The sequence below is a fragment of the Streptomyces sp. NPDC001373 genome (genome assembly GCF_042895815.1).
Classification (GTDB): Bacteria; Actinomycetota; Actinomycetes; order Streptomycetales; family Streptomycetaceae; genus Streptomyces.
In genome coordinates this window covers 96,747-116,973 of record NZ_JBIAWQ010000017.1, presented here as the reverse complement: position 1 = coordinate 116,973, position 20,227 = coordinate 96,747, and the positions used below count along the sequence as shown (strand labels likewise).

Genomic DNA, 20,227 nt, shown 5'->3' with positions numbered 1-20,227 from the left:
ACGTCAGCCCGGCAGGCCGACCGCCCGTTCGCCGCTGCGGCGTTGCTGGACGACGACGGCGGCGACCAGGAGCGCGCCCTGGGCGACGTTCTGCCAGAAGGAGTTGATGCCCTGGACGGTGAGGCCGTTCTCCAGGCAGCCGAGCAGGGCGACGGCGAGCAGGGTTCCGCCGACTCCGCCCTTGCCGCCCTTGAGCGCGCAGCCGCCGAGTGCGGCGGCGGTGATGGCCTTGAGCTCAAGGCCCTCACTGCCGGAGGTGGGCTGTCCGGAGCCGGTGCGGGCGGTCAGCAGGACACCGGCGACGGCGGCGACGACGCCGATCAGGCCGTAAACGGCGACGAGGTACTTGTTGATGCTGATACCGGCGAGACGGGCGGCGGTGTCGTTGCCACCGATGGCGTAGATGTTGCGGCCGATGTCGGTGTGCCGGAGGAGGACGTGCACCGCGACGGCGACCACGACGAGGATCCAGACCATCACCGGCAGCCCGGCGATCTTGCCTCGGCCGAGGAAGACGAAGGTGGTGTTGTTGAGGACGTAGCCCTGTGCCCGGCCGTCGGACAGGAGTTGGGCGAGGCCCTTGTAGGCGGCGAGCCCGGCAAGGGTGGCGATGGTGGGATTCACCCGGCCGTAGACGATGACCGCTCCGTTCAGGACGCCGATCAGCAGGCCGACGCCCGCCGCCGCGGCAATACCGGTGACGGCGCCGCTCCCGGTGCTGGTGAACACCATGGCGCTGACGACGGAGGCGACGCCTGCCTGGGAGCCGACCGAGATGTCCAGGCCGCCGCAGATGATGACCACGGTCTGGACGACGGCGAGCAGTCCGGTGATGGTGGCGGCCTCGGCGATCACCTGCATGTTGGTGAGGCTGAGGTAGTTCGGGTTGAGGATCCCGAAGACGGCCAGCACCACGACGAGGGCACCGATCAGGCTGAGGTTCTGCCCGCCGATGGCGTCGAGCACGGGAATCCCCTTGCGGGGTGGGTTCCGGCCCTCGGCGTCCGAGACGGCCGGCGGGTGGGCGGTGGTGGTCATGAGGTTGCTCCTGAGGCGGTTGTGCTGATGTCGTCGGCCATGGCGAGTTGTAGGACCGCCTCCTCGGTGGCGTCCTCGCGGCCCAGCTCACCGGTGACGCGGCCGTTCTGCATGACGACGATCCGGTCGGACAGGCCGAGGATCTCGGGCAGCTCCGAAGAGATCACGAGGACGGCGACGCCTTCTTCGGCGAGACCGGCGATGATCTGGTAGATCTCCGCCTTCGCGCCGACGTCGATGCCACGGGTGGGTTCGTCGAGGATCAGTACCTTCGGCCGGCGGGCGAGCCAGCGGGCCAGGACCACCTTCTGCTGATTGCCGCCTGAGAGCTTGCGGACCTCGTGCTCGATGGACGGCGTACGCACCCGCAGACGGGTGGTGTACTCCTGCACGAGAGCGTGTTCCGCGCCCCGTCGTACGAAGCGGAAGCGCCGGAGGCGTTCCAGCACGGCGATCGAGGTGTTGTCCCGGATCGAGCGGTGCAGGAACAGCGCCTGCGCCTTGCGTTCCTCGGGGGCGAGTACGAGCCCGGCGCGGATCACCGCGCCGGGGTTGCCGGAGGGCAGGGGGCGACCTTCGAGGGTGACGCTGCCGCCGCGGATGGGCAGGTCGCCGGCGAGGGCGAGCGCGAGCTCCGAGCGCCCCGCGCCGATCAGGCCGGCGAGGCCGACGACCTCGCCTGCGCGTACGCGCAGGTCGACGCCGCGGACGTGATCGGTGGTGACGTTCCGTACGTCCAGGACCGTGCGGTCGGTGGCGACGGTGTGCCGGGTGAACATCGTGGACAGGTCGCGTCCGACCATCACGCGCACGAGGGCGTCCTCGCTGATCCGGTTCGCCTGTTCCACCGTGACCAGGGTGCCGTCGCGCAGGACCGCGATGCGGTCGGCGAGCCGGAAGATCTCCTGCATCCGGTGGGAGACGTAGACGATCGCGATGCCCTGGTCACGCAGGCGTTCGATGAGCGCGAAGAGGCGGTCGACCTCGTGCTCGGAGAGCGAGGAGGTGGGCTCGTCGAAGGCGATCACCCTGGCCTCGCCGGTCAGAGCCCTCATGATCTCGACCAGTTGACGTTGGGCAGGGGTCAGCTGGGATCCGAGGAGGTCAGGGGTGAGGACGTCCGTGAAACCCAGCCGCTCCAGGTCCTCGGTGACGCGACGCCGGAGTTCGGTCCGGTCCAGGCGCCGACCGGCGGCCCGGGGCAGGGATCCGGCGTAGATGTTCTCGGCGACCGAGACGTGCGGGATGATCTCGGGCTCCTGCGGGATGATCCGGATGCCGACGGCCCTGGCCTCGGCGGGAGAGCGGGGGTCGACACGCTGCCCGTCGAGAAGTACGTGACCTTCGGTGGGTCGGTGGTCACCCGTGAGGATCCTCAGCAGCGTCGACTTGCCGGCCCCGTTCTCGCCCATGAGGGCGGTGACCTTCCCGCTGGGGAACTCGACGGTCACATCGCTGAGCGCCTGGACCGTCCCGAACCGCTTGGTGATGCCCTCGACCCGCGCACCGGTCGTGGAGGACCCGGGTGCGGGCGGCCGGGGGGACGGGGTCGAGCGGTGTGCTCTGCTCATTGCTGGCCCACCTCGCGCGCGGGACGAAGGAGTGGGGCGGCCGCCGGCTCCACCGGACGGCCGCCGAGGAGAGGGGTCAGCCGCAGATGACACCGGCGGACTTCCAACTGGCGGCGTCGACCATGGTGGTGGGGGCGAATGCCTCGGCGGGCATGTCCTTGCCTATCTTGAGCTTGTCGTACATCGTCTGGACGGCGAGCGCGCCGACATCCTTGCCGTTGATGAACAGAGCGGCCTTCATCCCGGACGGCTGGGTGCCGCTCCAGTCCTTGCAGGCGAGGTAGGCGCCGAGGCCGACGCCGATCACGTCGTCGGCGCTGACGCCGGCGTTCTGCAGTGCGGTGACGCCGCCCTGCACGTTCTCGTCGTTGCAGCCCCACACCACCCAGTGCTTGACGCCGGCGTTGGCGGTGATAGTGGCGGCGACCTTGTCCTGGGCGCCGGTCGGGGTGTTGTCGGTGGGCACGTCTATGTTCCGGACTCCGGGGACGGCCGAGTCGAAGGCGGACTTGGCGGCCTTGACGCGCTCTCCACAGACCGTCACGTCCTGCTTCCAGGCTGAGACGATCCGGGTGTCGGCCGCACTCCAGCCGGCCTTCTTGTACTCCTCGGCGGCGCGCTTGCCGACTTCGCCACCCATCTGGGCGCCGCTGAAACCGATGCGGGGGACGAGGTCGCTCTTGCCGCAGTCGGCCGGGGCGGGACCGGTGGCGCACACCTGGTCGTCCGAGGTGAGCAGGGCGATCTTGGCGTCCTTGGCGGTCTGGACGACCTGCGGGCCGACTGCCGGGTCGGGGACCACGATGATCACGCCGTTGGCCTTCTGGGCGATCGCGGCCTGCATCTCGCTGATCGTCTTGTTGGCGTCGTTGCCGAGGTTCACGACCTTGAGGTCGATGCCGAGTTCGGCGGCCTTGGCCTTGGCACCGGCGGCCTCGCCGACGAAGTACTCCTGGTCGCCCTGCTTCTGCAGATAGGTGATCGAGATCTTCCCACTCGCCGGTGCGACGGAGGGCGCGCCCGATGAGGACTCCTGGCCGGACGAGCACGCCGCGGTCGTCAGCCCCAGGACGAGCAGGATGCCCGCGGCTGTACGGGTGTTGGTGGTTCGGAACATCAAGGTCGCTCCTTTGTGCCGGAACCGCGGCGCGGCCCCGGCACGGGTGTCGATTCGAAGTGAGAGAAGAAGGCGATCGGGACCCTGCTGGACGATCGGCCGCCGCGAGAGCACGGGGCGACCTCAATCCCGCGGTCGAGACGGTGGCCCGACTCCACCGTGCCGGTCTCCGGGGCCCGTCAAACCACCAGAAACAAACACTCTCGAACGCGGTGTGACATATCACAGTGCTATTGCACTGCTAAGTCAAGCGAGTTAACGAGATGGAACGTTCCCCCAGGGTCCCGATGAGGGTTTTTGCGCTGATTACCGACGGTTTGATTGCCACCTTGGGGCACGGATGGAGCTGCGGGCCAGCCCTCTCTCTCGCATGAGGAGGCCTGGATGCCCCACTGCGTGGGTGGAATTGAGGATCAGGGGTGATGGCCGGCCGTCGGGGGGGCCGCACCCCGCTGACCTTCTTGACGGTCCGTCATAATGCTTGCTGTGCACCAGATAGCGCGAAGACGGGACGTGCGGGGGGCTTGAGCGAGGTCGCTTCGTCTGCCTACCATGCGTTGCTTTCTGTTTGAAGATTCCTCCAGCCGTCGACCTCTGGAGATGGATTCAACAGAACTCAACACACCTTCCCCGTTCCTCACTCGCGCACCTGGAGCGCCTCCATGCGTCCATCCATGCCACGCGCCCTGCTTCACACCTTCGCGGCGCTGTCGCTCGCGGCGTCCGGTCTCACCGCGGCCGTCGCCGGGTCCGCCCCGGCGGCAGCGCTCGACAACGGACTCGCCCCCACTCCGCCAATGGGGTGGAACTCCTGGAACACGCTGGGCACCGGTGTGACCCAGGAGCAGGTCGTCCAGACGATCGACTTCATGTCGTCGAGAGGTCTGGTCGCCGCCGGCTACGACACGGTCACCATCGACGACGGCTGGTCACTCGGCCACCGTGACGGTCAGACCGCGGATTTCGCCAAGAACTCCTACGGCGCGATGCAGCTCTACGACGCCAACCGCGATCCCACGAGCGGAACCGACGGGACGGGCTTCGACCTGACGACCGGTCACCTGATGCCGGACCCGGCCCGCTTCCCGTCCAAGACCGTCAACGGACGTACCGTCAACGGCATCGAGTACCTGTCCCGGTACGCGCATGACAAGGGCATGAAGTTCGGCCTCTACGCCACCACCACCTACACCACCTGCCAGGGCCGGCCCGGCAGTCTGGGGCACGAGAACACCGATGCCGCCGACTTCGTGGCATGGGGGGTGGACTACGTCAAATACGACGACTGCCCCTACGGTCCGCAGATCATCGGCCCCGACGGCCACAACTACTGGACCCAGGGGCAGGGCAGGGAGCTGACCCGGTCCATCTACGCCCGCGCCCAGGATTTCCGGCGCGCTCTCGACGCCGCCTCCGCCGGCCAGGGGCGCCCGCGCGTGGCCCTCAGCGTCTCGGCGCAGCCGGTCCACACCGGTGTCCCCTACCTTCTGGCGTCGGACGACCCGGCCCGCACCGACCCGGTCATCGTGGCGGCGGGTACGCCCGCCGGCCAGGCGCCCGGATACGCGCCGACGGGTGTGTGGTGCGGCCAGGTCGCGAACCTGTGCAGGATCGGCGGCGACCGCGGCCCCGACCTGGAGGGCGTGCTCTACAACGGCCAGCTGCGGACCGCCCTGGAGTACCCGGGCAACGTCCGGCCGGGAAGCTGGAATGACATGGACATGATGTTCGCTGGCTGGCTGAACCCCTATGGCGTGTACGGCGACACCGACACCTGCACCTGCCACAAACCCATGACCGACACCGAGTCGCGCAGCGAGATGTCGATCCTGGCCATGATGGCCTCTCCGCTCATCTCCGGCGCGGACCTGCGCAGCGCCGCCAACTCCCAGCACACACAGGACGGTCGCACCTGGTCCACCGGCATCAGCGACTCCGCCCTGGCGGTCTACAAGAACGCCGATGTCATCGCCGTCGACCAGGACAGCCTCGCCAAGCCCGCCACCCTGGTCGGCGGCCCGCCGAGCAGCAGCACCGCCCCCGTCATCCTCCGACGGCAACTCGCGGGCGGCGACACCGCCGTCCTGCTCGTCAACCAGGACCCGAACAACGCCCAGACCGTCTCGACCAGTCTGAGCGCACTTGGCCTGACCGGCCCCGGCTACAGCTCCAAGGAGCTGTGGTCCGGTGCCACGGGGAACGTCACCGGGACGATCAGCGCCTCGGTGCCCCCGCACGGTGTGGTCATGTACCGGCTCAAGCCGCTGCCGACCACCGTCCCGGCGGCCGTGATCGGTGACGGCAGGTACCACGGGATCAGCGCCGGCGGCACGGACGGTCAGGTCCTGGAGGTCCAGGGCACCTGCAGCGCCCCCGACGGTTCACTCACCGACATCAACACCTGGTGGGACTGGCACACCTCGGAGCGGTGGAAGTTCGACCCGAACCCCGACGGCACGGTGCACATCACCGACGACTGCTACACCGGCACCCAGGTCCACGGCACGCTGACCGGACCGGCTCCGGGCGGCGACCCTGCCCGGGTCCTCAACGGTTACGACCCCGACAGCCCGTACCAGAAGTGGCGCGTGGTCCAGAACACCGCCACCGGCGCACTGACCATCACCAACGTGGCCACCGGCCTCGCGCTGGACGCCCCGCGGTCGGCGCCGACCTCCCCCGTCGTCCTCACCCAGCCCAACCCGGAGGCCGCGGGCCAGTCCTGGACCCTGATGTCCTGACACGGCACCCCACAGCCCGAAGCAGCGCGGGCGGCGCCGATCTCCGCCCCCGCGCCCCCACCGAGGGGCCGCTCGACCCGCACCCCGAGGTACAGCGTCGGCGGTGTGCCCGGCGGCTCCTCCTCGATCCACTCTCCCCGTATGCCGAGTCCCGCTTGTTTCGTTTCCCTGGGAGGAACCTTGCAGTCCGCAAGAGAGAAACTGTCCCGCCGCGTCTCCGCGGCACTCCTGTCCCTCACTCTGCTCGGCAGTGGCGGTGCCCTCGCCGTCGGTGTCCAAGTGGCCGTCGCGCCACCGGCGCTGGCGCTGGACAACGGCCTCGGTCTGACCCCGCAGATGGGCTTCAACAACTGGAACACCACGCACTGCGGCAGCCAGTTCAACGAAGACCTGGTCAAGGGCATGGCCGACCTGTTCGTGGCCAAGGGCCTGAAGGCGGCCGGCTACCAGTACGTCAACCTGGACGACTGCTGGGCGCTGCCCGCCCGCGACGCCTCCGGCAACCTGGTCCCCGACCCCGTGCGCTTCCCGCACGGCATCAAGGCGCTCGCCGACTACGTCCACTCCAAGGGCCTGAAGTTCGGCATCTACTCCAGCGCCGGCACCCGCACCTGCGACGTCCAGGGCTTCCCCGGCGGCCTCGGCCACGAGCAGCAGGACGCGAACCTGTGGGCCTCCTGGGGCGTCGACTACCTCAAGTACGACAACTGCAACAACCAGGGAGTCGACGCGCAGACCCGCTACAAGGCGATGGGCGACGCGCTGAAGAAGACCGGCCGCCCGATCCTCTACAGCATCTGCGAATGGGGCAGCAGTGGCCCGTGGAACTGGGCACAACCCGTCGGCAACTCCTGGCGCACCACGGGCGACATCAGCGACACCTGGCAGAGCATGATCTCCATCGCGCACGCCAACCAGGGGCTGTCGGCCTACGCCAAGGCCGGGGCGTTCAACGACCCGGACATGCTGGAGGTCGGCAACGGCGGCATGACCGGCGCCGAGTACCGCACCCACTTCAGCCTGTGGGCCGAGATGTCCGCCCCTCTGCTGATCGGCGCCGACCTGCGCACCGCCCAGCAGGAGACCTTCGACATCCTCACCAACGCCGACGTCATCGCTGTCGACCAGGACCCGCTGGGCAAGCAGGGCGCGGTCGTCTCCAGCGAAAACGGCCTGGTCGTGATGAGCAAGCCGCTCGCCGACGGCGGCCGCGCGGTCACCCTCACCAACGAGGGCTCCAACCGCACCACCATCACCACCACCGTCCAGGCACTCGGCATCGCCGGCGCGCCGTCGTACACGGTCAAGGACCTCTGGGCGAAGACCACCACCACGAGCACCGGCACCATCAGCGCGACCGTCCCGCGGCACGGCACCGCGATGTTCCGGGTCACCCCGAGCACACCCGTGCCGCCGCCCGGCGGCATGAGCAACCTCAGCGACCTGCCGTTCCTCACCCAGTCCAGCGGCTGGGGCCCCGTCGAGCGCGACTACAGCAACGGCGACCACGCCGCCGGTGACGGACACACCCTCAGCATCCGCGGCACCACCTACGCCAAGGGCCTCGGCACGCACGCCCCCAGCGAGCTCGCCTTCACCCTCGGCGGCACCTGCAAGAACCTGGTCACCAGCGTCGGCATCGACGACGAGGCGTACGGCAACGGCTCCGCCGTCTTCCAGATCTGGAAGGACGACACCCTGGTCGCCGACAGTGGCCCGCTCACCGGCAAAGACCCCGCCAAACGGCTCGCCGCCGACCTCACCGGCGCGGCCCGGCTGCGCCTGGTCGTCACCGACGCCGGCGACGGCACCAGCTGGGACCACGCCGACTGGGCAGACCCGAAGATCGCCTGCGGTGACGGCCCGGCAGCCGGCGCGCACCAGCTCTCCGACATCTCCTGGTCCTCCGCGAGCAACGGCTGGGGCCAGGTCGAGAAGGACATGAGCAACGGCGACAACGGTTCCGGCGACGGCACCACCCTCACCATCGGTACCGCCACCTACCCCAAGGGCCTGGGCACCAACGCGTCCAGCGAGATCGTCTACTACCTCGGCGGCGACTGCACCTCGCTCAGCACCGACGTGGGAGTCGACGCCGAGGCCCAGGGCCGGGGCACGGTCACCTTCCAGATCTGGAAAGACGGCACCCAGGTCGCCGACAGCGGCCTCGTCAACGCGGCTTCCGGCGTCAAGCACCTCACCGCCGACCTCAGCGGCGCCGATGAGCTGCGCCTGGTCGTCACCGACGGCGGCGACGGCAACAACAGCGACCACGCCGACTGGGCCGGGCCTGTCCTGACCTGCTGACACCCTCGCAGTCACCGGCACGGTGCGGTGCCGGAACGACCCGTCCGACACCGCACACCCGCTGACGCGCGCAGCGGCCGTCACCGCCTCCGTCATCGTGCCCGGCCCGTCGTCGACCCGGTCGCGGGCGCCCGTTCATGGGCAGCAGGTCGTCCGCGTTCTTGAGCAGAGTGACGGAGCGGGCCTGCGCCGCCCAGCCTGCGGCGCGGATTAGGTGACCGTGATGATCGGGGAGGCCACGGCGGCGTGGCGGGCGGCGCTGGTGACCAGTTCGGCCAGGATCAGCAGCGCCCGGCCGACGCTCGGGTGGCGAAGGCCCACCCCGCATTCGGCGAGGACGAGTTCGGTGGTCTCGCGGGCGATGCGGACGGCGGCCCCCATGGCCGGCAGGTCCAACACGTGCCGGTGGGGCATCGCCTCGACCTGGACGCTCACCGGCCCGCCCCGTTCACGGTGCGGGCCGGGCGGAACCCGGGCACCTGCTGCGGGTGCAAGCGTAGCGGTATGTCATGAGGTCCGTGAGCCCAGCCGGGCAGGGTGCGCCGGCAGTGGGCGGCCTCGTCGGGGTCGGCGATGACATCGGCCGGGCCGTGGGCGCTGACCGTCCAGCCGGACACGCAGTTGACGCCGAAAGCTGTCGTGGACTCCCTGCGACGGCTCGCGGGCGTTCGGCCCCGGAGCATCAGGCCGCCCTGTGGGAGGCCGGGGCCATGTGGCCGGCGAACCAGCCGCGTGCCAGATCGGTGACCTTCTCCAGGGCACCGGGCTCCTCGAAGAGGTGGGTCGCGCCGGGCACGACCTCGAGCCTGCTCTCACAACGCAGCCGGGCTTGTGCTTCCCGGTTGAGGTCGAGCACCAACGGGTCGTGGCCCCCGACGATCAGCAGCGTCGGCGCCGTCACCGCCGGGAGCCGTGGCCCGGCCAGGTCGGGCCTGCCGCCCCGGGAGACGACCGCCGCTATCCGCGCGCCGGGCTCGGCGGCCGCCCACAACGCGGCGGCCGCACCTGTGCTGGCACCGAAGTACCCGACGGCGCGCCCGTCGGCCTCGGGTTGTCCGCGCAGCCAGCCGGTGGCGTCCGTCAGACGCCGGGCGAGCAACCCGGTGTCGAAGACGTTGGCCCGGTTGGCCTCTTCCTCCTCGGTGAGCAGGTCGAACAGCAACGTGCCCAGCCCGGCGCGGTTGAGTCCGGCCGCGACGAACCGGTTGCGCGGGCTGTGACGACTGCTGCCGCTGCCATGCGCGAACACGACGATGCCGCTCGCGCACGCGGGCACCGTCAACTGCCCGCGCAGCGCCAGCGCACCGGCCCGCACATCCGCCTCCCGGTCCCCGGGCACGGCGGGACGCGACTGGGTCCGGCGGGTGCTCAACGGGCGGGCGATCGCCTCCTCCAGACAGGCGACGACCTCGTCGTCGTCGGTCTGGGAGAAGTCGGCGTAGAACTGTCCGATCGCATAGAAGTTCCGCGGAGTGTGCAGGCATACGAACTCGTCCGCGTCCCTTCCCAGCCGCGCCGTCCAGTCATGCGGTGCCACGGGGACCGCCAGCACGATCCGTGCGGCCCCACGGGCGCGGGCGATCTGGCAGGCCGCACGCGCCGTCGACCCTGTGGCCACCCCATCGTCGACCACCAGCGCCGTACGGCCCTGAAGAGCGATCGGAGCCCGCCCGCCCCGGTAGCGTCGGGCCCGGCTCTCCAGCACCTCTCGCTCGCGTGCCTCGACCTGGGCCAGCTCATCGGCGGTGGCATGAGCTGCGCGCACCACGTCATCGTTGATCACGCGCACGCCGCCCTCGCCGATCGCTCCCATGCCCAGTTCCGGCTGGAAGGGCACGCCCAGTTTCCGCACCAGGCAGACATCGAGCGGCGCGCGCAGCGCGTCGGCGACCTCCGCGGCGACCGGGACCCCGCCACGGGGCAGACCCAGCACCACCACCTCGGCTCCCTTGAGATGTCCCAGCCGGTCGGCCAGCTGCCGGCCGGCCTCACGACGATCCATGAAGAACACGATCCGACCTCCCGGTCCCCGAGGACACGGCGAGCAACACGATGCCCCGTACTTCCATGCTCGCCCCAGCGGGGAACGGCCGCGCGCGGACACCGTTGTGAGCCGCCGCCGCCCGAGAGCGGTACGGGTGCCCGGGCGGCGGGCCGAGCCGGGGTCACGGCGCCCGGGACCGGATGGCACGGCGGCTCGCGTCCGGTTCAGGCCGCTGTGGTCGACGACTCGCGGGCAGTGGGGGTGATGAGGCCGTAGTGGCCGTCATAGCGGTGATAGAGGACGTTCCCGCGGCCGGTGTCGGCGTCGGCGAAGAAGACGAACGGCCAGCCGGTGACATCCAGGCGCTCCTTCGCCTCAGCGATCGTCATGCGCGGTGCGGCGGCCGGGCTGACGGTCAGCGGCACCGCCACCGGTCCGATCAGGTCGGGTCGTGGATGCACCTGCGCCAGCCGGTATCCCGCCGGATCCGAGCGGTACAGCACGCTGTCCTCGCCCGATGCGGCGTCGGTGAACAGCTGGAAGCCGTAGTCCAGCCTCTCCAGGTCGTCGGCCGCCTCGTCGGGTGATTCGAAGGTCAGTGCGTACGCCTTGTGCCGGACGACCTCCCGTTCCTCGGTCGGGCGCGGGAAGTAGTCGGGGCGGTGGGTGGGCTCGTCACCGTGCCGCCACGGGTGGGCGGCGCCCGGCGGATGAGTCCGGCCGCGCCTGGCCTCCCAGTGCTCCGCCATCCGGGCCAGCACGCCTTCGAGCCGGTCCCGGAGAAGATCGGCCGCCTCCGTGGCGTTGACGCCCGCCACGTGCGCGCGGGCGGGCTTGCCGTTGACGTCCACATTCGCCTGGGCCGTCACGGGCCGCTCCATCGCCGGATTCGCGTACCGGGTCAGCTTCACCCGGGCGAAGAGCACGGGGCCCGGCGCCTGGCCGGACACGGCCTGCACCTTGTCCCGGGCGTAGGCGGCGTCGTCGGCGGATACCTCACCCCGGGTGTCCACCTGCACGTCCACGAGAGGTTGTGGTGCCGTTCGCTTCATGATGACCTCCGCTGCGAGGAGGAGTTCGCGTGGCCGACCCGCCCTGCGTCTCCTGGTCGAGCAGGTGTTCGTCAACCGGTCGGGCCGTCGGGGCTGCTCGCCCTGGGGACTTTCATCCCGTGTGCGGGGGCCGGCGACCCGTCGTACACGGATCCCCTCGACGCCCCGGGCCCTGGAGCTCGGCTCCAGCCACCATCTCTCACTCGTCAACCAGTCTTCCTTCGATCCGCGGGACTCGCAGGGGCCGAACGGCCCTTCCCGGGGGCTGAGAGGTCCGCCGACCGGATCGTGGCGACGGCGACGCGCAGCATCACGTTGCGACGGCGGGCGGGCGGGGGTGTCACCCCGTCCGCCCGCACGGATGCGAAGAGTCCCCGGTCGGAAGCAGCGTGACACGCCTCTGGAAGCCGCTCCCGCCGTCGACGGAGAGGTTCAACCCGTCCGCCGTGACGCTGGACTGCCGACCGCCGATACGAGTGCGACCCATGAACCATGGCGGCACCGCGGCCCTTCAGCCGTGCCGAGCCGGCCGACGGGCCTGACCCGGCAGAGGGGCGTGCCGATCACTCCGGGCGAGGGCTGATGGTGCCTCGTCCGCGTATGGCCCGGACCTTGCCCGGTCCAGGACAAGGCAGCAGACGGTCTTCCGGTAGCGGCACCAGGACCTCGCGGGATGCCGCACAAACCGGCGGTGCCGCCGGTACGGCCGAAAGACCTGAACCAGAACCGGGAATCAGGCCGCGACGAGCTCCTGCTCGCGGTCCGGCGTTGTGACCTTGGGCTTCCTGTTCGGCAGCGAGAGCCGGAAGATCTTGCGCCATGCGGAGAACACCTGCTTGGGCAGCGGCCCGGTGACGTACTCCAGCTCGTACTTCTCGAACAGGGCGCGCACCTTCACCGCGACCTCGGCGTACCGGTTGCTCGGCAGGTCCGGGAACAGGTGGTGCTCGATCTGGTGCGACAGGTTGCCGGTCATGAAGTGCATGGCCCTGCTGCCGCTGATGTTCGCCGAGCCCATCATCTGGCGCAGGTACCACTGGCCGCGCGTCTCGCCCTCGATCGACCGGCGCTCGAAGACCTGCACGCCCTCGGGGAAGTGCCCGCACATGATCACCGAGTGGGACCAGATGTTGCGGACCAGGTTCGCGGTGAACGTGGCGGCGAGCGTGGTGAGGAACGACGGGCCCGAAAGGAGCGGGTGGATGACGTAGTCCTTGAGCACCTGCTTGCGGATCTTGCGGCCCACGGCCCTGGCCCGCGCGCGGAACTCCGGGTTCTTGCGGCGGCGCTTGTGCAGGTTCTTGCCGAGTTCCAGGTCGTAGGCGGCGATGCCGTACTCGAAGAAGCAGGCGTTGATGAAGTTCCACAGCGGCTGGCCGAGGTGGAACGGGTGCCACTTCTGGTCCTCGTCGACGCGCATGATGCCGTAGCCGAGGTCGTTGTCCTTGCCGATCACGTTGGTGTACGTGTGGTGCAGCTCGTTGTGCGAGTGCTTCCACTGCTCGGCCGGCGAGACGTGGTCCCAGTCCCAGGTGGTGGAGTGGACCTTCGGGTCCCGCATCCAGTCCCACTGGCCGTGCAGGACGTTGTGGCCGATCTCCATGTTCTCCATGATCTTCGCGACGGACAGGCCGGCGGTGCCGATCAGCCATGCGGGCGGGAAGATCGAGAACAGCAGGACGCCCCTGCTGGCCAGCTCGAGCTTGCGCTGTGCCGAGATGACCTTGCGGATGTAGGCGGCGTCCTTCTCGCCGCGGCCGGCGATCACCTCGTCGCGGATCGCGTCCAGCTCGCGGCCGAGCTCCTCGATCTGCTCCGCGGTCAGGTGGGCGGTGGGGTCGATGGCGGTCAAGGTGGTCCTACCGTTCGATTTCGCAAGGGCCCGCAGCGGCGGACACGCAGGTCTGGATGAGGACGCCCGGCCCGGCCTCGGTGACCTCGCCGGTGCGCAGGTCGCGGACGGCGCCCGCCGTGAGCGGCGTGACGCAGCCGAAGCAGATGCCCATGCGGCACCCGGACGGCATGAGCACGCCGGCCTCCTCGCCGACGTCCAGCAACGGCGTGGCGCCGTCCGCGTCGACGGTCTTGTCGGCGGTGCCGAACGTGACCTCGCCACCGTCGCCGGTGACGACGACGCCGGGGCGGAAGCGTTCGGTGTGCAGACGCTCCGGGACGCCGTGCTCGGTCCAGTGGTCCTCGGCGGCGTCGAGCAGGCCCGCCGGCCCGCACGCCCAGGTCTCGCGCTCGGCCCAGTCGGGGACGAGTTCGCCCAGACGCGCGATGTCGAGCATGCCTTCCGTGTCGGTGTGCAGCTCGGTGAGACGCAGCTTCTCGGCCGCGACCAGGTCGTGCAGGTCGTTGCGGAAGATCACGTCGTGCGGCTGCGGTGCGGAGTGGACCATGACGACGTCGTCGAACTCGGTGTCGCGCAGCATGCCCATCACCGGCGTGATGCCGCTGCCGGCCGTCAGGAAGAGCACCTTGGCGGGCTTGGCCTCCGGCAGCACGAAGTCACCGGTCGCCTGGTCGAGCTGGATCAGCGTGCCCGGTTGCGCCCTGCGGACCAGGTGGTTGCTGACCTTGCCGTCCGGGATCGCCTTCACGGTGATCGTGATCCTGCCGTCCCGGCGGTTCGTCGGCGAGGTGAGCGAGTAGGCACGCCACAGGCGCACCCCGTCGACGTCGACCCCGATCCGCACGTACTGACCGGCTGTGTGGCCGCGCCAGCCCCGTCCCGGCCTGATCACGACGGTCGCGGCGTCACCCGTCTCGGGGTGCACGGCCTCGATGCGCCCCCGCAGGTCGGCGCCCGCACGCAGCGGGCTGACCAGGTCGAGGTAGTCCGACGGCAGCAGCGGCGTCGTGACCATCTCCAGCAGTTTCCACGCCCCACTGCGGAGGGCTGCACTCGTCATGACCCCAGCTTGATATACTTCAGGGAGTAAAGTCCTGTTCGCAGGACGTGAATTTGATCGGATGAGTTGTTCGCAGGGAACAAGAACGTGAGCCAGGCAGTCCGGAGGGCCGGCGAACTGGTCCTGGATGAGACGACGGTCACCGCGCTTCGGGCCGCGCTGAGCACCACTGCCGACGAGGTCGTCCAGGCGATCATCGACGAGGTCCCGCCCTACGCCAACGCCCTTTCGGGCAGCATGGGCGCCACCATCCGCCGGGCCGTCCGCACCGCCCTGGGCCTCTACCTCGACCTCGCGAGCGGGAGCGCCACGGGCGGCGACGCCCGCGAGGCGGCCTACGAGCTGGGCCGCGGCGAGGTCCGCGACGGCCGTTCGATGGACGCCCTGCTCAGCGCCTACCGGGTCGGCGCCCGCGTGGCCTGGCGAGGCCTGGCCGCGGGTGCCGTACCCGCAGGTCTGCCCGCCGCCCAGGTCGCCAAGTTCGCCGAGCTGACCTTCGCCTACATCGACGAACTCTCCGCCGCGAGTGCCGCGGGCCACGCCGACGAACTGGCCGCGCGGGGCCGGGCCCACGAGCGCCACCTGGAACAACTGGCCCGCGACCTCCTCGCCGGCGCGAACCCGGACGTGCTCCTCGCGGCTGCGGGGCGGGCCGGGTGGCAGCCGCCGGTTTCGCTGACCGCGGTCCTGCTGCCGGCCGCCCAGGCCCGGCCGGCCTACCGCGCGCTCGACCCGGGCACCCTTGTCCTCGACGATCTGCCGGACGCCTCCGGCGTGCTGCTCGTCCCCGATGCCGACCGGGCACACCTGCTGAGGCAGCTGCCCGACCGCACCGCCGTGGTCGGCCCGGCCCGGCCGTGGACGCGTGCGTCCGCCTCGTACGCACGAGCCGTACGCGCGCGCTCCCTCTCCTCCGACATCCGCGACACCGAGGACCACCTGCCCGAGCTGGTACTGAGCGCCGACGCGGACGCGTTCGCCGACCTGCGTGCCCGAGCCCTCGCACCGTTGCGGGCCTTGCCGGCGGCGACCTCGCGGCGGCTCGAGGAGACGTTGCGGGCGTGGCTGCTGCACCAGGGCAGGCGGGACGAGGTGGCGGCGGCACTGTTCGTCCACCCCCAGACCGTCCGGTACCGGATGTCGCAGCTGCGGGAGCTGTTTCCGGATCTCGCCTCGCCAGACCGGGTCCTCGAACTGACGCTGGCGGTCGGTCTCCGGGTGGGCTGACGTGTTCTGACAGCCGGTCCCGTGCCGATCACTCCCGGAACGTCTGGCATCTCCCCCGTCCCCGCCCGGGCGCGGACGAGGACTCCCCTCGTCTCGTACTCGCCGAAAGAGCCCGGCCCGGCCCCGTAGGTGCGCCGCCTGCTCCGGGCGCCGACTGGGGGCGCTGCCGCCGCGGGGAGCCGCGTCGGTCGCCCCTCTTCTCATCCGCCTCCCGCGACCCTCGACCGGACCCTGCCGCGGGCATCGGCGGCGTCATCGGCGTGCAGGGCCGACTCGGCGAGTTCGCGGCACTCCGCGAGGGTGTGGGCGGCCAGCGCCGCCCGCACCTCGGGGAGCGAGGCGGGCGCGGCCGACAGACTGGTGATGCCGAGGCCGACCAGCACCAGGGCGAGCATCGGGTCGGCGGCCGCCTCACCGCACACGCCGATCGGACGGCCGTGCTCGGCTGCGGACCGAGCGGCGGAGGCGACCAGCGTGAGCAGGGCCGGCTGCCACGGGTCGAGGAACTCGGCGAGGGAGCCGAGCGTGCGGTCGGCCGCGAAGGTGTACTGGGCCAGGTCGTTGGTACCGATGCTGAAGAAGTCGCACACCTGCGCCAGCCGGCCGGTCCGCAGGGCGGCCGCCGGGACCTCGATCATGGCGCCGGCCAGCGGCAGGCCGTGCGCGCGGACCCGGGCGGCGAACTCGGCGGCCTCGGACGGGACCGACACCATCGGGGCCATCACCCAGACCTGCGCGGCGCCGTCCCCGGCGGCCTCGGCGATCGCGGCGAGCTGGGTCTCCAACAGCTGGGGGTCACGGGCGGCCGTCCGCAGGCCGCGGACGCCGAGGGCCGGGTTCTCCTCATCGGCGGCCGTGGCGAAGAGCAGCGGTTTGTCCGCCCCCGCGTCGAGTGTGCGGACGACAACCCGGCGGCCGGCGAAAGCCGCGAAGACCTGCCGGTAGGCGGCGGCCTGTTCGGCGAGGCCCGGCGCCTCGGCGCGGTCCAGGAAGAGGAACTCGGTGCGGAACAGGCCCACGCCCTCGGCGTCGGCCGCGGCCGCGGCGGCCAGCTCGTGCGGCGCTCCGAGGTTGACGAGGAGTGCGACCGGATGGCCGTCCGCCGTCCGGCCCGGCCCCTGGACCCGGGCCGTCAGCTCGCGGCGACGGCGCTCCCGTTCGGCGGCCCGCCCGAGCGACTCCGGGCTCGGGTCGGGCTCGACCACGCCGTCCGCGCCGTGCACCAGGACCTGTCGGCCGTCCTGGAGGTCCATGGCGCCGGCGCAGCCGACCACGGCGGGGACGCCGAGTGCCTTGGCGAGGATGGCCGTGTGACTGGTCGGCCCGCCGCGGACGGTGACCAGGGCCAGCACCCGGGCGGGGTCGAGCAGCGCCGTGTCGGCGGGCGCCAGGTCCTCGGCGACCAGGACGTACGGGTGCCCCGGGTCGGGCAGACCGGGCACGGGCAGGCCCAGCAGGTGCGCCACCGCGCGGTCGCGCAGGTCGTCCAGGTCGGCGACGCGTTCCGCGAAATGACCTCCGGCGGCGGCCAGCGCGGTGCGGAATCCGTCGAAGGCGGTGGCGAGCGCATGGGCGCCGTCGGTGCCATGTTCGGCCAGGCCGGCCGCCGCGTCGGCAAGGACCGGATCGGCGGCCATCATGGCCTGCGCGGCGAGCACGTCGGAACCGGGGCCGCGCACGCGGGCGGCTCGCTCGTCCAGATCGGTGACGACCGCAGCGAGGGCGGAGCGGACCGCCGCGGCCTCGGCGGCGGGGTCGGCGACGGGCCTCGGGGCGGGCAGCGCGGGTACGGACGCCATCCGGGCGACCGGGCCCGCCGCGCTGCCCGGGCCGACGCCGATCCCGCGGATCGGATCGCTCATGCCGCTGCGTCGAGGTCGGAGGCGAGCAGGTCGGCGAGCGCCTTCAGCGAGTCCTGGGCCTGGTCGCCGGTCGCGGTGAGCTCCAGGGCCTCGCCGCAGCCGGCGGCGAGGGCGAGGACGGAGAGCAGGCTGCGGGCGTCGACCGGGGTCTGGCCCGGGCGGCCGACGGTGACCTTGACCGGCTGGCGGGCGGCGGCCTGGACGAACAGCGAGGCCGGGCGGGCGTGCAGGCCGCTCCGGGAGCCGACGGTGACCTGGATCGAGTGCATGGGAGGTCCTTGGAGGAGATGAGCGGAGGAGACGAGCGCCGACCCGGGTGGGATCCGGGTCGGCCGGGGAGTGGGCCAGGGTGATCGGAAGCCGGTCTCCGCGGTACGGGGGCGGTGGCGGAGGCCCGGGCGGCCGTGGTTTCAAGCCCGTCAGGGTGTTGTTTCGATTGGTTCTACGTCCGATCGTCGAGCGATGTCAACACATTCGGGCAAAATCAAAGAGGAGCGCACAGCCCGTACGACCTCTTGCTTTTTCGGTCGGAGGGCGTATGGTCGGCCTGAAGCAAGCGCGAACAGACATGAAACGGACCCAATCCCACATGTACGCACCCGAGCGGCAGCAAGAGATCCTCCGCCTCGCGCAGAAGCAGGGCAGGGTGGATGTGCCGACACTCGCCGAGGACTTCGGCGTCACGCAGGAGACCATCCGGCGTGACCTGAGCGCCCTCGACCGGGCCGGTCTGCTGCACCGGGTGCACGGCGGCGCGCTGCCCGCCGGCGCGCTGCACCTGGAGCCCGGCCTGGCCGAACGGGACTCCACGGCCGCGACCGAGAAGGAACGCATCGCCAGGGCGGCCCTCGACCTGCTGCCCGCAGAGGGCAGCGTGATCCTTGACGCCGGGACGACCGTCTCCCGGCTGGCCGGCCTGCTGCCCGCCGACTGCAGGCTCACCGTCGTCACCAACGCGCTCCCGGTCGCCGCCCGGCTGGCCGACCACCCCGGGCTCACCCTCCACCTGGTGGGCGGCCGGCTGCGCCACCGCACCCAGGCCGCCGTCGACGCGTGGGCGCTGCGCGACCTGGCGGACGTCCACGCGGACGTGGCGGTGATCGCCACCAACGGCTTCTCCCCGGAGGGCGGCCTCTCGACGCCGGACCTCGCCGAGGCAGCCGTGAAACGGGCCATGCTCACCGGTGCCCGGCGCGTCGTCCTGGTGGCCGACTCCTCCAAGTACGGCGCCCGCCACTTCGCCCGCTTCGGCTCGCTGGACCAGGTGGACGTGCTGGTCACGGACACCGGGCTGACCGACGAGCAGGCCGCCGGGATCGAGAACCACGGACCGGAAGTCATCCGCGCATGATCGTCACCATCACCCCGAACCCCAGCCTCGATCGCACCTACGAACTGGGAGCCCTCGTCCCGGGCGAAGTCAACCGGGCCTCGCACGACCGGCTCGATCCGGGCGGCAAGGGCGTCAACGTCGCCCGCGCGCTCACGGCCGCCGGCCACCGCACCAGCGCGGTCCTTCCCCTGGGCGGCCCCTCCGGGCAACTACTCGCCGACCTGTTGCGCCGCCAGGGCATCGACGTCGCGGCGGTCGCGATCTCGGGCGACACCCGGATCAACGTCTCGATCGCCGAGGACGGCGGCAGCCTCACGAAGATCAACGCCGTGGGCCCCGAACTCAGCGCCGCCGAGTCGGCCGCGCTGCTTGCGCTCGTCCGCGACGCCCAGAAGACCGGACAGGGAACCGGAAGCGACGTGCAGTGGCTCGCCTGCTGCGGCAGCCTGCCGCGCGGTCTCGCACCCGAGTGGTACGCGGAAGTGGTCGCCCAGGTGCACTCGGGTGGCGCCCGGATCGCCCTCGACACTTCCGGTCCCGCGCTGCTGGCCGCGCTCTCGGCCCGCCCCGACGTGGTCAAGCCCAACCGGGAGGAACTCGCGGAGGCCGTGGGCCGCCCGGTCCGCACCGTCGGCGACGCCGTGGACGCGGCCGGGGAGCTGCGCGAGCGCGGCGCCCGGCAGGTCCTCGCCAGCCTCGGTGCGGACGGGATGCTGCTCGTAGCCGAGGAAAGCTGGTACGGCAGCGCACCGGTCGCCGCCGTCCGCAGCGACGTGGGAGCCGGCGACGCCTCGCTCGCGGGCTTCCTCGGCGCCGGCGGCACCGGTCCCGAGGCCCTCGTGGCGGCCCTGGCGCACGGCGCCGCCGCTGTGCAACTGCCGGGGAGCGTCATGCCGACCCCGGCCCATCTGGACCCGGCCGCGGTGGTCGTGACGGCGGACCTCCCGCTCGACCGACCGCTCCGCGGTTGAGAACGACCTCCTGAGGACGGCGTCGTTCTCGAGAGGCAGCACGCCCGACCGTGTGGGACGGAAGGGCACCGATTCCCGGGGGCAAGGGACACTGTCAGGAACCAGTCGA

The 20,227-nt window shown here is 71.3% G+C and carries 14 protein-coding genes and 1 pseudogene; 5 read left to right on the top strand and 10 right to left on the bottom strand.

Annotated elements, in window-relative coordinates; genetic code table 11:
* Positions 1 to 3: 3 nt before the first annotated feature.
* From ACFY15_RS29375 to ACFY15_RS29365, 3 genes are all read right to left on the bottom strand, one after another.
* Positions 4 to 1,038, bottom strand: coding sequence for an ABC transporter permease (locus tag ACFY15_RS29375; protein ID WP_390690661.1), 1,035 nt, complete (start codon positions 1,036 to 1,038; stop codon positions 4 to 6).
* On the bottom strand, positions 1,035 to 2,609 hold the full coding sequence (locus tag ACFY15_RS29370) for a sugar ABC transporter ATP-binding protein (RefSeq protein ID WP_390826375.1): 1,575 nt from the start codon (positions 2,607 to 2,609) through the stop codon (positions 1,035 to 1,037). The genes ACFY15_RS29375 and ACFY15_RS29370 overlap by 4 nt, the downstream gene beginning before the upstream one ends.
* 76 nt (positions 2,610 to 2,685) lie before the next feature.
* The gene (locus ACFY15_RS29365) at positions 2,686 to 3,726 is read right to left on the bottom strand and encodes a substrate-binding domain-containing protein (protein WP_390690663.1); all 1,041 of its coding nucleotides are present in this window, start codon (positions 3,724 to 3,726) and stop codon (positions 2,686 to 2,688) included.
* A 662-nt stretch (positions 3,727 to 4,388) separates the two neighbouring features.
* On the opposite strand from ACFY15_RS29365, the gene ACFY15_RS29360 reads away from it, so the two are divergent.
* The gene (locus ACFY15_RS29360) at positions 4,389 to 6,467 is read left to right on the top strand and encodes an alpha-galactosidase (protein WP_390690664.1); all 2,079 of its coding nucleotides are present in this window, start codon (positions 4,389 to 4,391) and stop codon (positions 6,465 to 6,467) included.
* A 180-nt stretch (positions 6,468 to 6,647) separates the two neighbouring features.
* Positions 6,648 to 8,774: an NPCBM/NEW2 domain-containing protein gene (locus tag ACFY15_RS29355; protein ID WP_390826374.1), complete on the top strand. Its 2,127-nt coding sequence runs from the start codon at positions 6,648 to 6,650 to the stop codon at positions 8,772 to 8,774.
* A 216-nt stretch (positions 8,775 to 8,990) separates the two neighbouring features.
* Here ACFY15_RS29355 and ACFY15_RS29350 read toward each other — a convergent pair.
* The 5 genes and pseudogenes from ACFY15_RS29350 to ACFY15_RS29330 form a co-directional block, all read right to left on the bottom strand.
* Positions 8,991 to 9,188 (bottom strand): annotated as a pseudogene (locus tag ACFY15_RS29350) (ATP-binding protein); the annotation flags it as partial.
* A gap of 268 nt (positions 9,189 to 9,456) precedes the next feature.
* The gene (locus tag ACFY15_RS29345; RefSeq protein ID WP_390826373.1) at positions 9,457 to 10,785 is read right to left on the bottom strand and encodes a phosphoribosyltransferase family protein; all 1,329 of its coding nucleotides are present in this window, start codon (positions 10,783 to 10,785) and stop codon (positions 9,457 to 9,459) included.
* A gap of 197 nt (positions 10,786 to 10,982) precedes the next feature.
* The gene (locus ACFY15_RS29340; protein WP_390690666.1) at positions 10,983 to 11,810 is read right to left on the bottom strand and encodes a sigma 54 modulation/S30EA ribosomal C-terminal domain-containing protein; all 828 of its coding nucleotides are present in this window, start codon (positions 11,808 to 11,810) and stop codon (positions 10,983 to 10,985) included.
* 733 nt (positions 11,811 to 12,543) lie between these two features.
* Positions 12,544 to 13,662: a fatty acid desaturase family protein gene (locus ACFY15_RS29335; RefSeq protein WP_390826372.1), complete on the bottom strand. Its 1,119-nt coding sequence runs from the start codon at positions 13,660 to 13,662 to the stop codon at positions 12,544 to 12,546.
* Between the two features lie 7 nt (positions 13,663 to 13,669).
* On the bottom strand, positions 13,670 to 14,725 hold the full coding sequence (locus tag ACFY15_RS29330; RefSeq protein WP_390826371.1) for a ferredoxin reductase: 1,056 nt from the start codon (positions 14,723 to 14,725) through the stop codon (positions 13,670 to 13,672).
* A gap of 87 nt (positions 14,726 to 14,812) precedes the next feature.
* On the opposite strand from ACFY15_RS29330, the gene ACFY15_RS29325 reads away from it, so the two are divergent.
* Positions 14,813 to 15,952, top strand: a complete 1,140-nt coding sequence (locus ACFY15_RS29325) for a PucR family transcriptional regulator (RefSeq protein WP_390826370.1) — start codon at positions 14,813 to 14,815, stop codon at positions 15,950 to 15,952.
* Between the two features lie 200 nt (positions 15,953 to 16,152).
* On the opposite strand, the gene ptsP is transcribed toward ACFY15_RS29325, so the two are convergent.
* Positions 16,153 to 17,814, bottom strand: a complete 1,662-nt coding sequence (gene ptsP, locus ACFY15_RS29320; RefSeq protein ID WP_390826369.1) for a phosphoenolpyruvate--protein phosphotransferase — start codon at positions 17,812 to 17,814, stop codon at positions 16,153 to 16,155.
* Positions 17,811 to 18,083, bottom strand: coding sequence for an HPr family phosphocarrier protein (locus tag ACFY15_RS29315; RefSeq protein ID WP_389237153.1), 273 nt, complete (start codon positions 18,081 to 18,083; stop codon positions 17,811 to 17,813). Before ACFY15_RS29315 ends, ptsP begins: the two co-directional genes overlap by 4 nt.
* A gap of 320 nt (positions 18,084 to 18,403) precedes the next feature.
* Here ACFY15_RS29315 and ACFY15_RS29310 point away from each other — a divergent pair, with 320 nt between their 5' ends.
* Both ACFY15_RS29310 and pfkB read left to right on the top strand, forming a co-directional pair.
* Positions 18,404 to 19,165 carry a DeoR/GlpR family DNA-binding transcription regulator gene (locus ACFY15_RS29310; protein ID WP_390690671.1) on the top strand — a complete coding sequence of 254 codons (762 nt, stop codon included), beginning with the start codon at positions 18,404 to 18,406 and terminating at the stop codon, positions 19,163 to 19,165.
* Positions 19,162 to 20,118, top strand: coding sequence for a 1-phosphofructokinase (gene pfkB / locus ACFY15_RS29305; RefSeq protein WP_390690672.1), 957 nt, complete (start codon positions 19,162 to 19,164; stop codon positions 20,116 to 20,118). The genes ACFY15_RS29310 and pfkB overlap by 4 nt, the downstream gene beginning before the upstream one ends.
* Positions 20,119 to 20,227: the final 109 nt, after the last annotated feature.

Bases quoted from the DNA above. Each gene is read 5' to 3' on its own strand.
- ACFY15_RS29375 (WP_390690661.1), bottom strand. From the start codon at position 1,038: ATGACCACCACCGCCCACCCGCCGGCCGTCTCGGACGCCGAGGGCCGG.
- ptsP (WP_390826369.1), bottom strand. From the start codon at position 17,814: ATGAGCGATCCGATCCGCGGGATCGGCGTCGGCCCGGGCAGCGCGGCG.
- pfkB (WP_390690672.1), top strand. From the start codon at position 19,162: ATGATCGTCACCATCACCCCGAACCCCAGCCTCGATCGCACCTACGAA.
- ACFY15_RS29310 (WP_390690671.1), top strand. From the start codon at position 18,404: ATGTACGCACCCGAGCGGCAGCAAGAGATCCTCCGCCTCGCGCAGAAG.
- ACFY15_RS29360 (WP_390690664.1), top strand. From the start codon at position 4,389: ATGCGTCCATCCATGCCACGCGCCCTGCTTCACACCTTCGCGGCGCTG.
- ACFY15_RS29315 (WP_389237153.1), bottom strand. From the start codon at position 18,083: ATGCACTCGATCCAGGTCACCGTCGGCTCCCGGAGCGGCCTGCACGCC.
- ACFY15_RS29340 (WP_390690666.1), bottom strand. From the start codon at position 11,810: ATGAAGCGAACGGCACCACAACCTCTCGTGGACGTGCAGGTGGACACC.
- ACFY15_RS29365 (WP_390690663.1), bottom strand. From the start codon at position 3,726: ATGTTCCGAACCACCAACACCCGTACAGCCGCGGGCATCCTGCTCGTC.
- ACFY15_RS29330 (WP_390826371.1), bottom strand. From the start codon at position 14,725: ATGACGAGTGCAGCCCTCCGCAGTGGGGCGTGGAAACTGCTGGAGATG.
- ACFY15_RS29370 (WP_390826375.1), bottom strand. From the start codon at position 2,609: ATGAGCAGAGCACACCGCTCGACCCCGTCCCCCCGGCCGCCCGCACCC.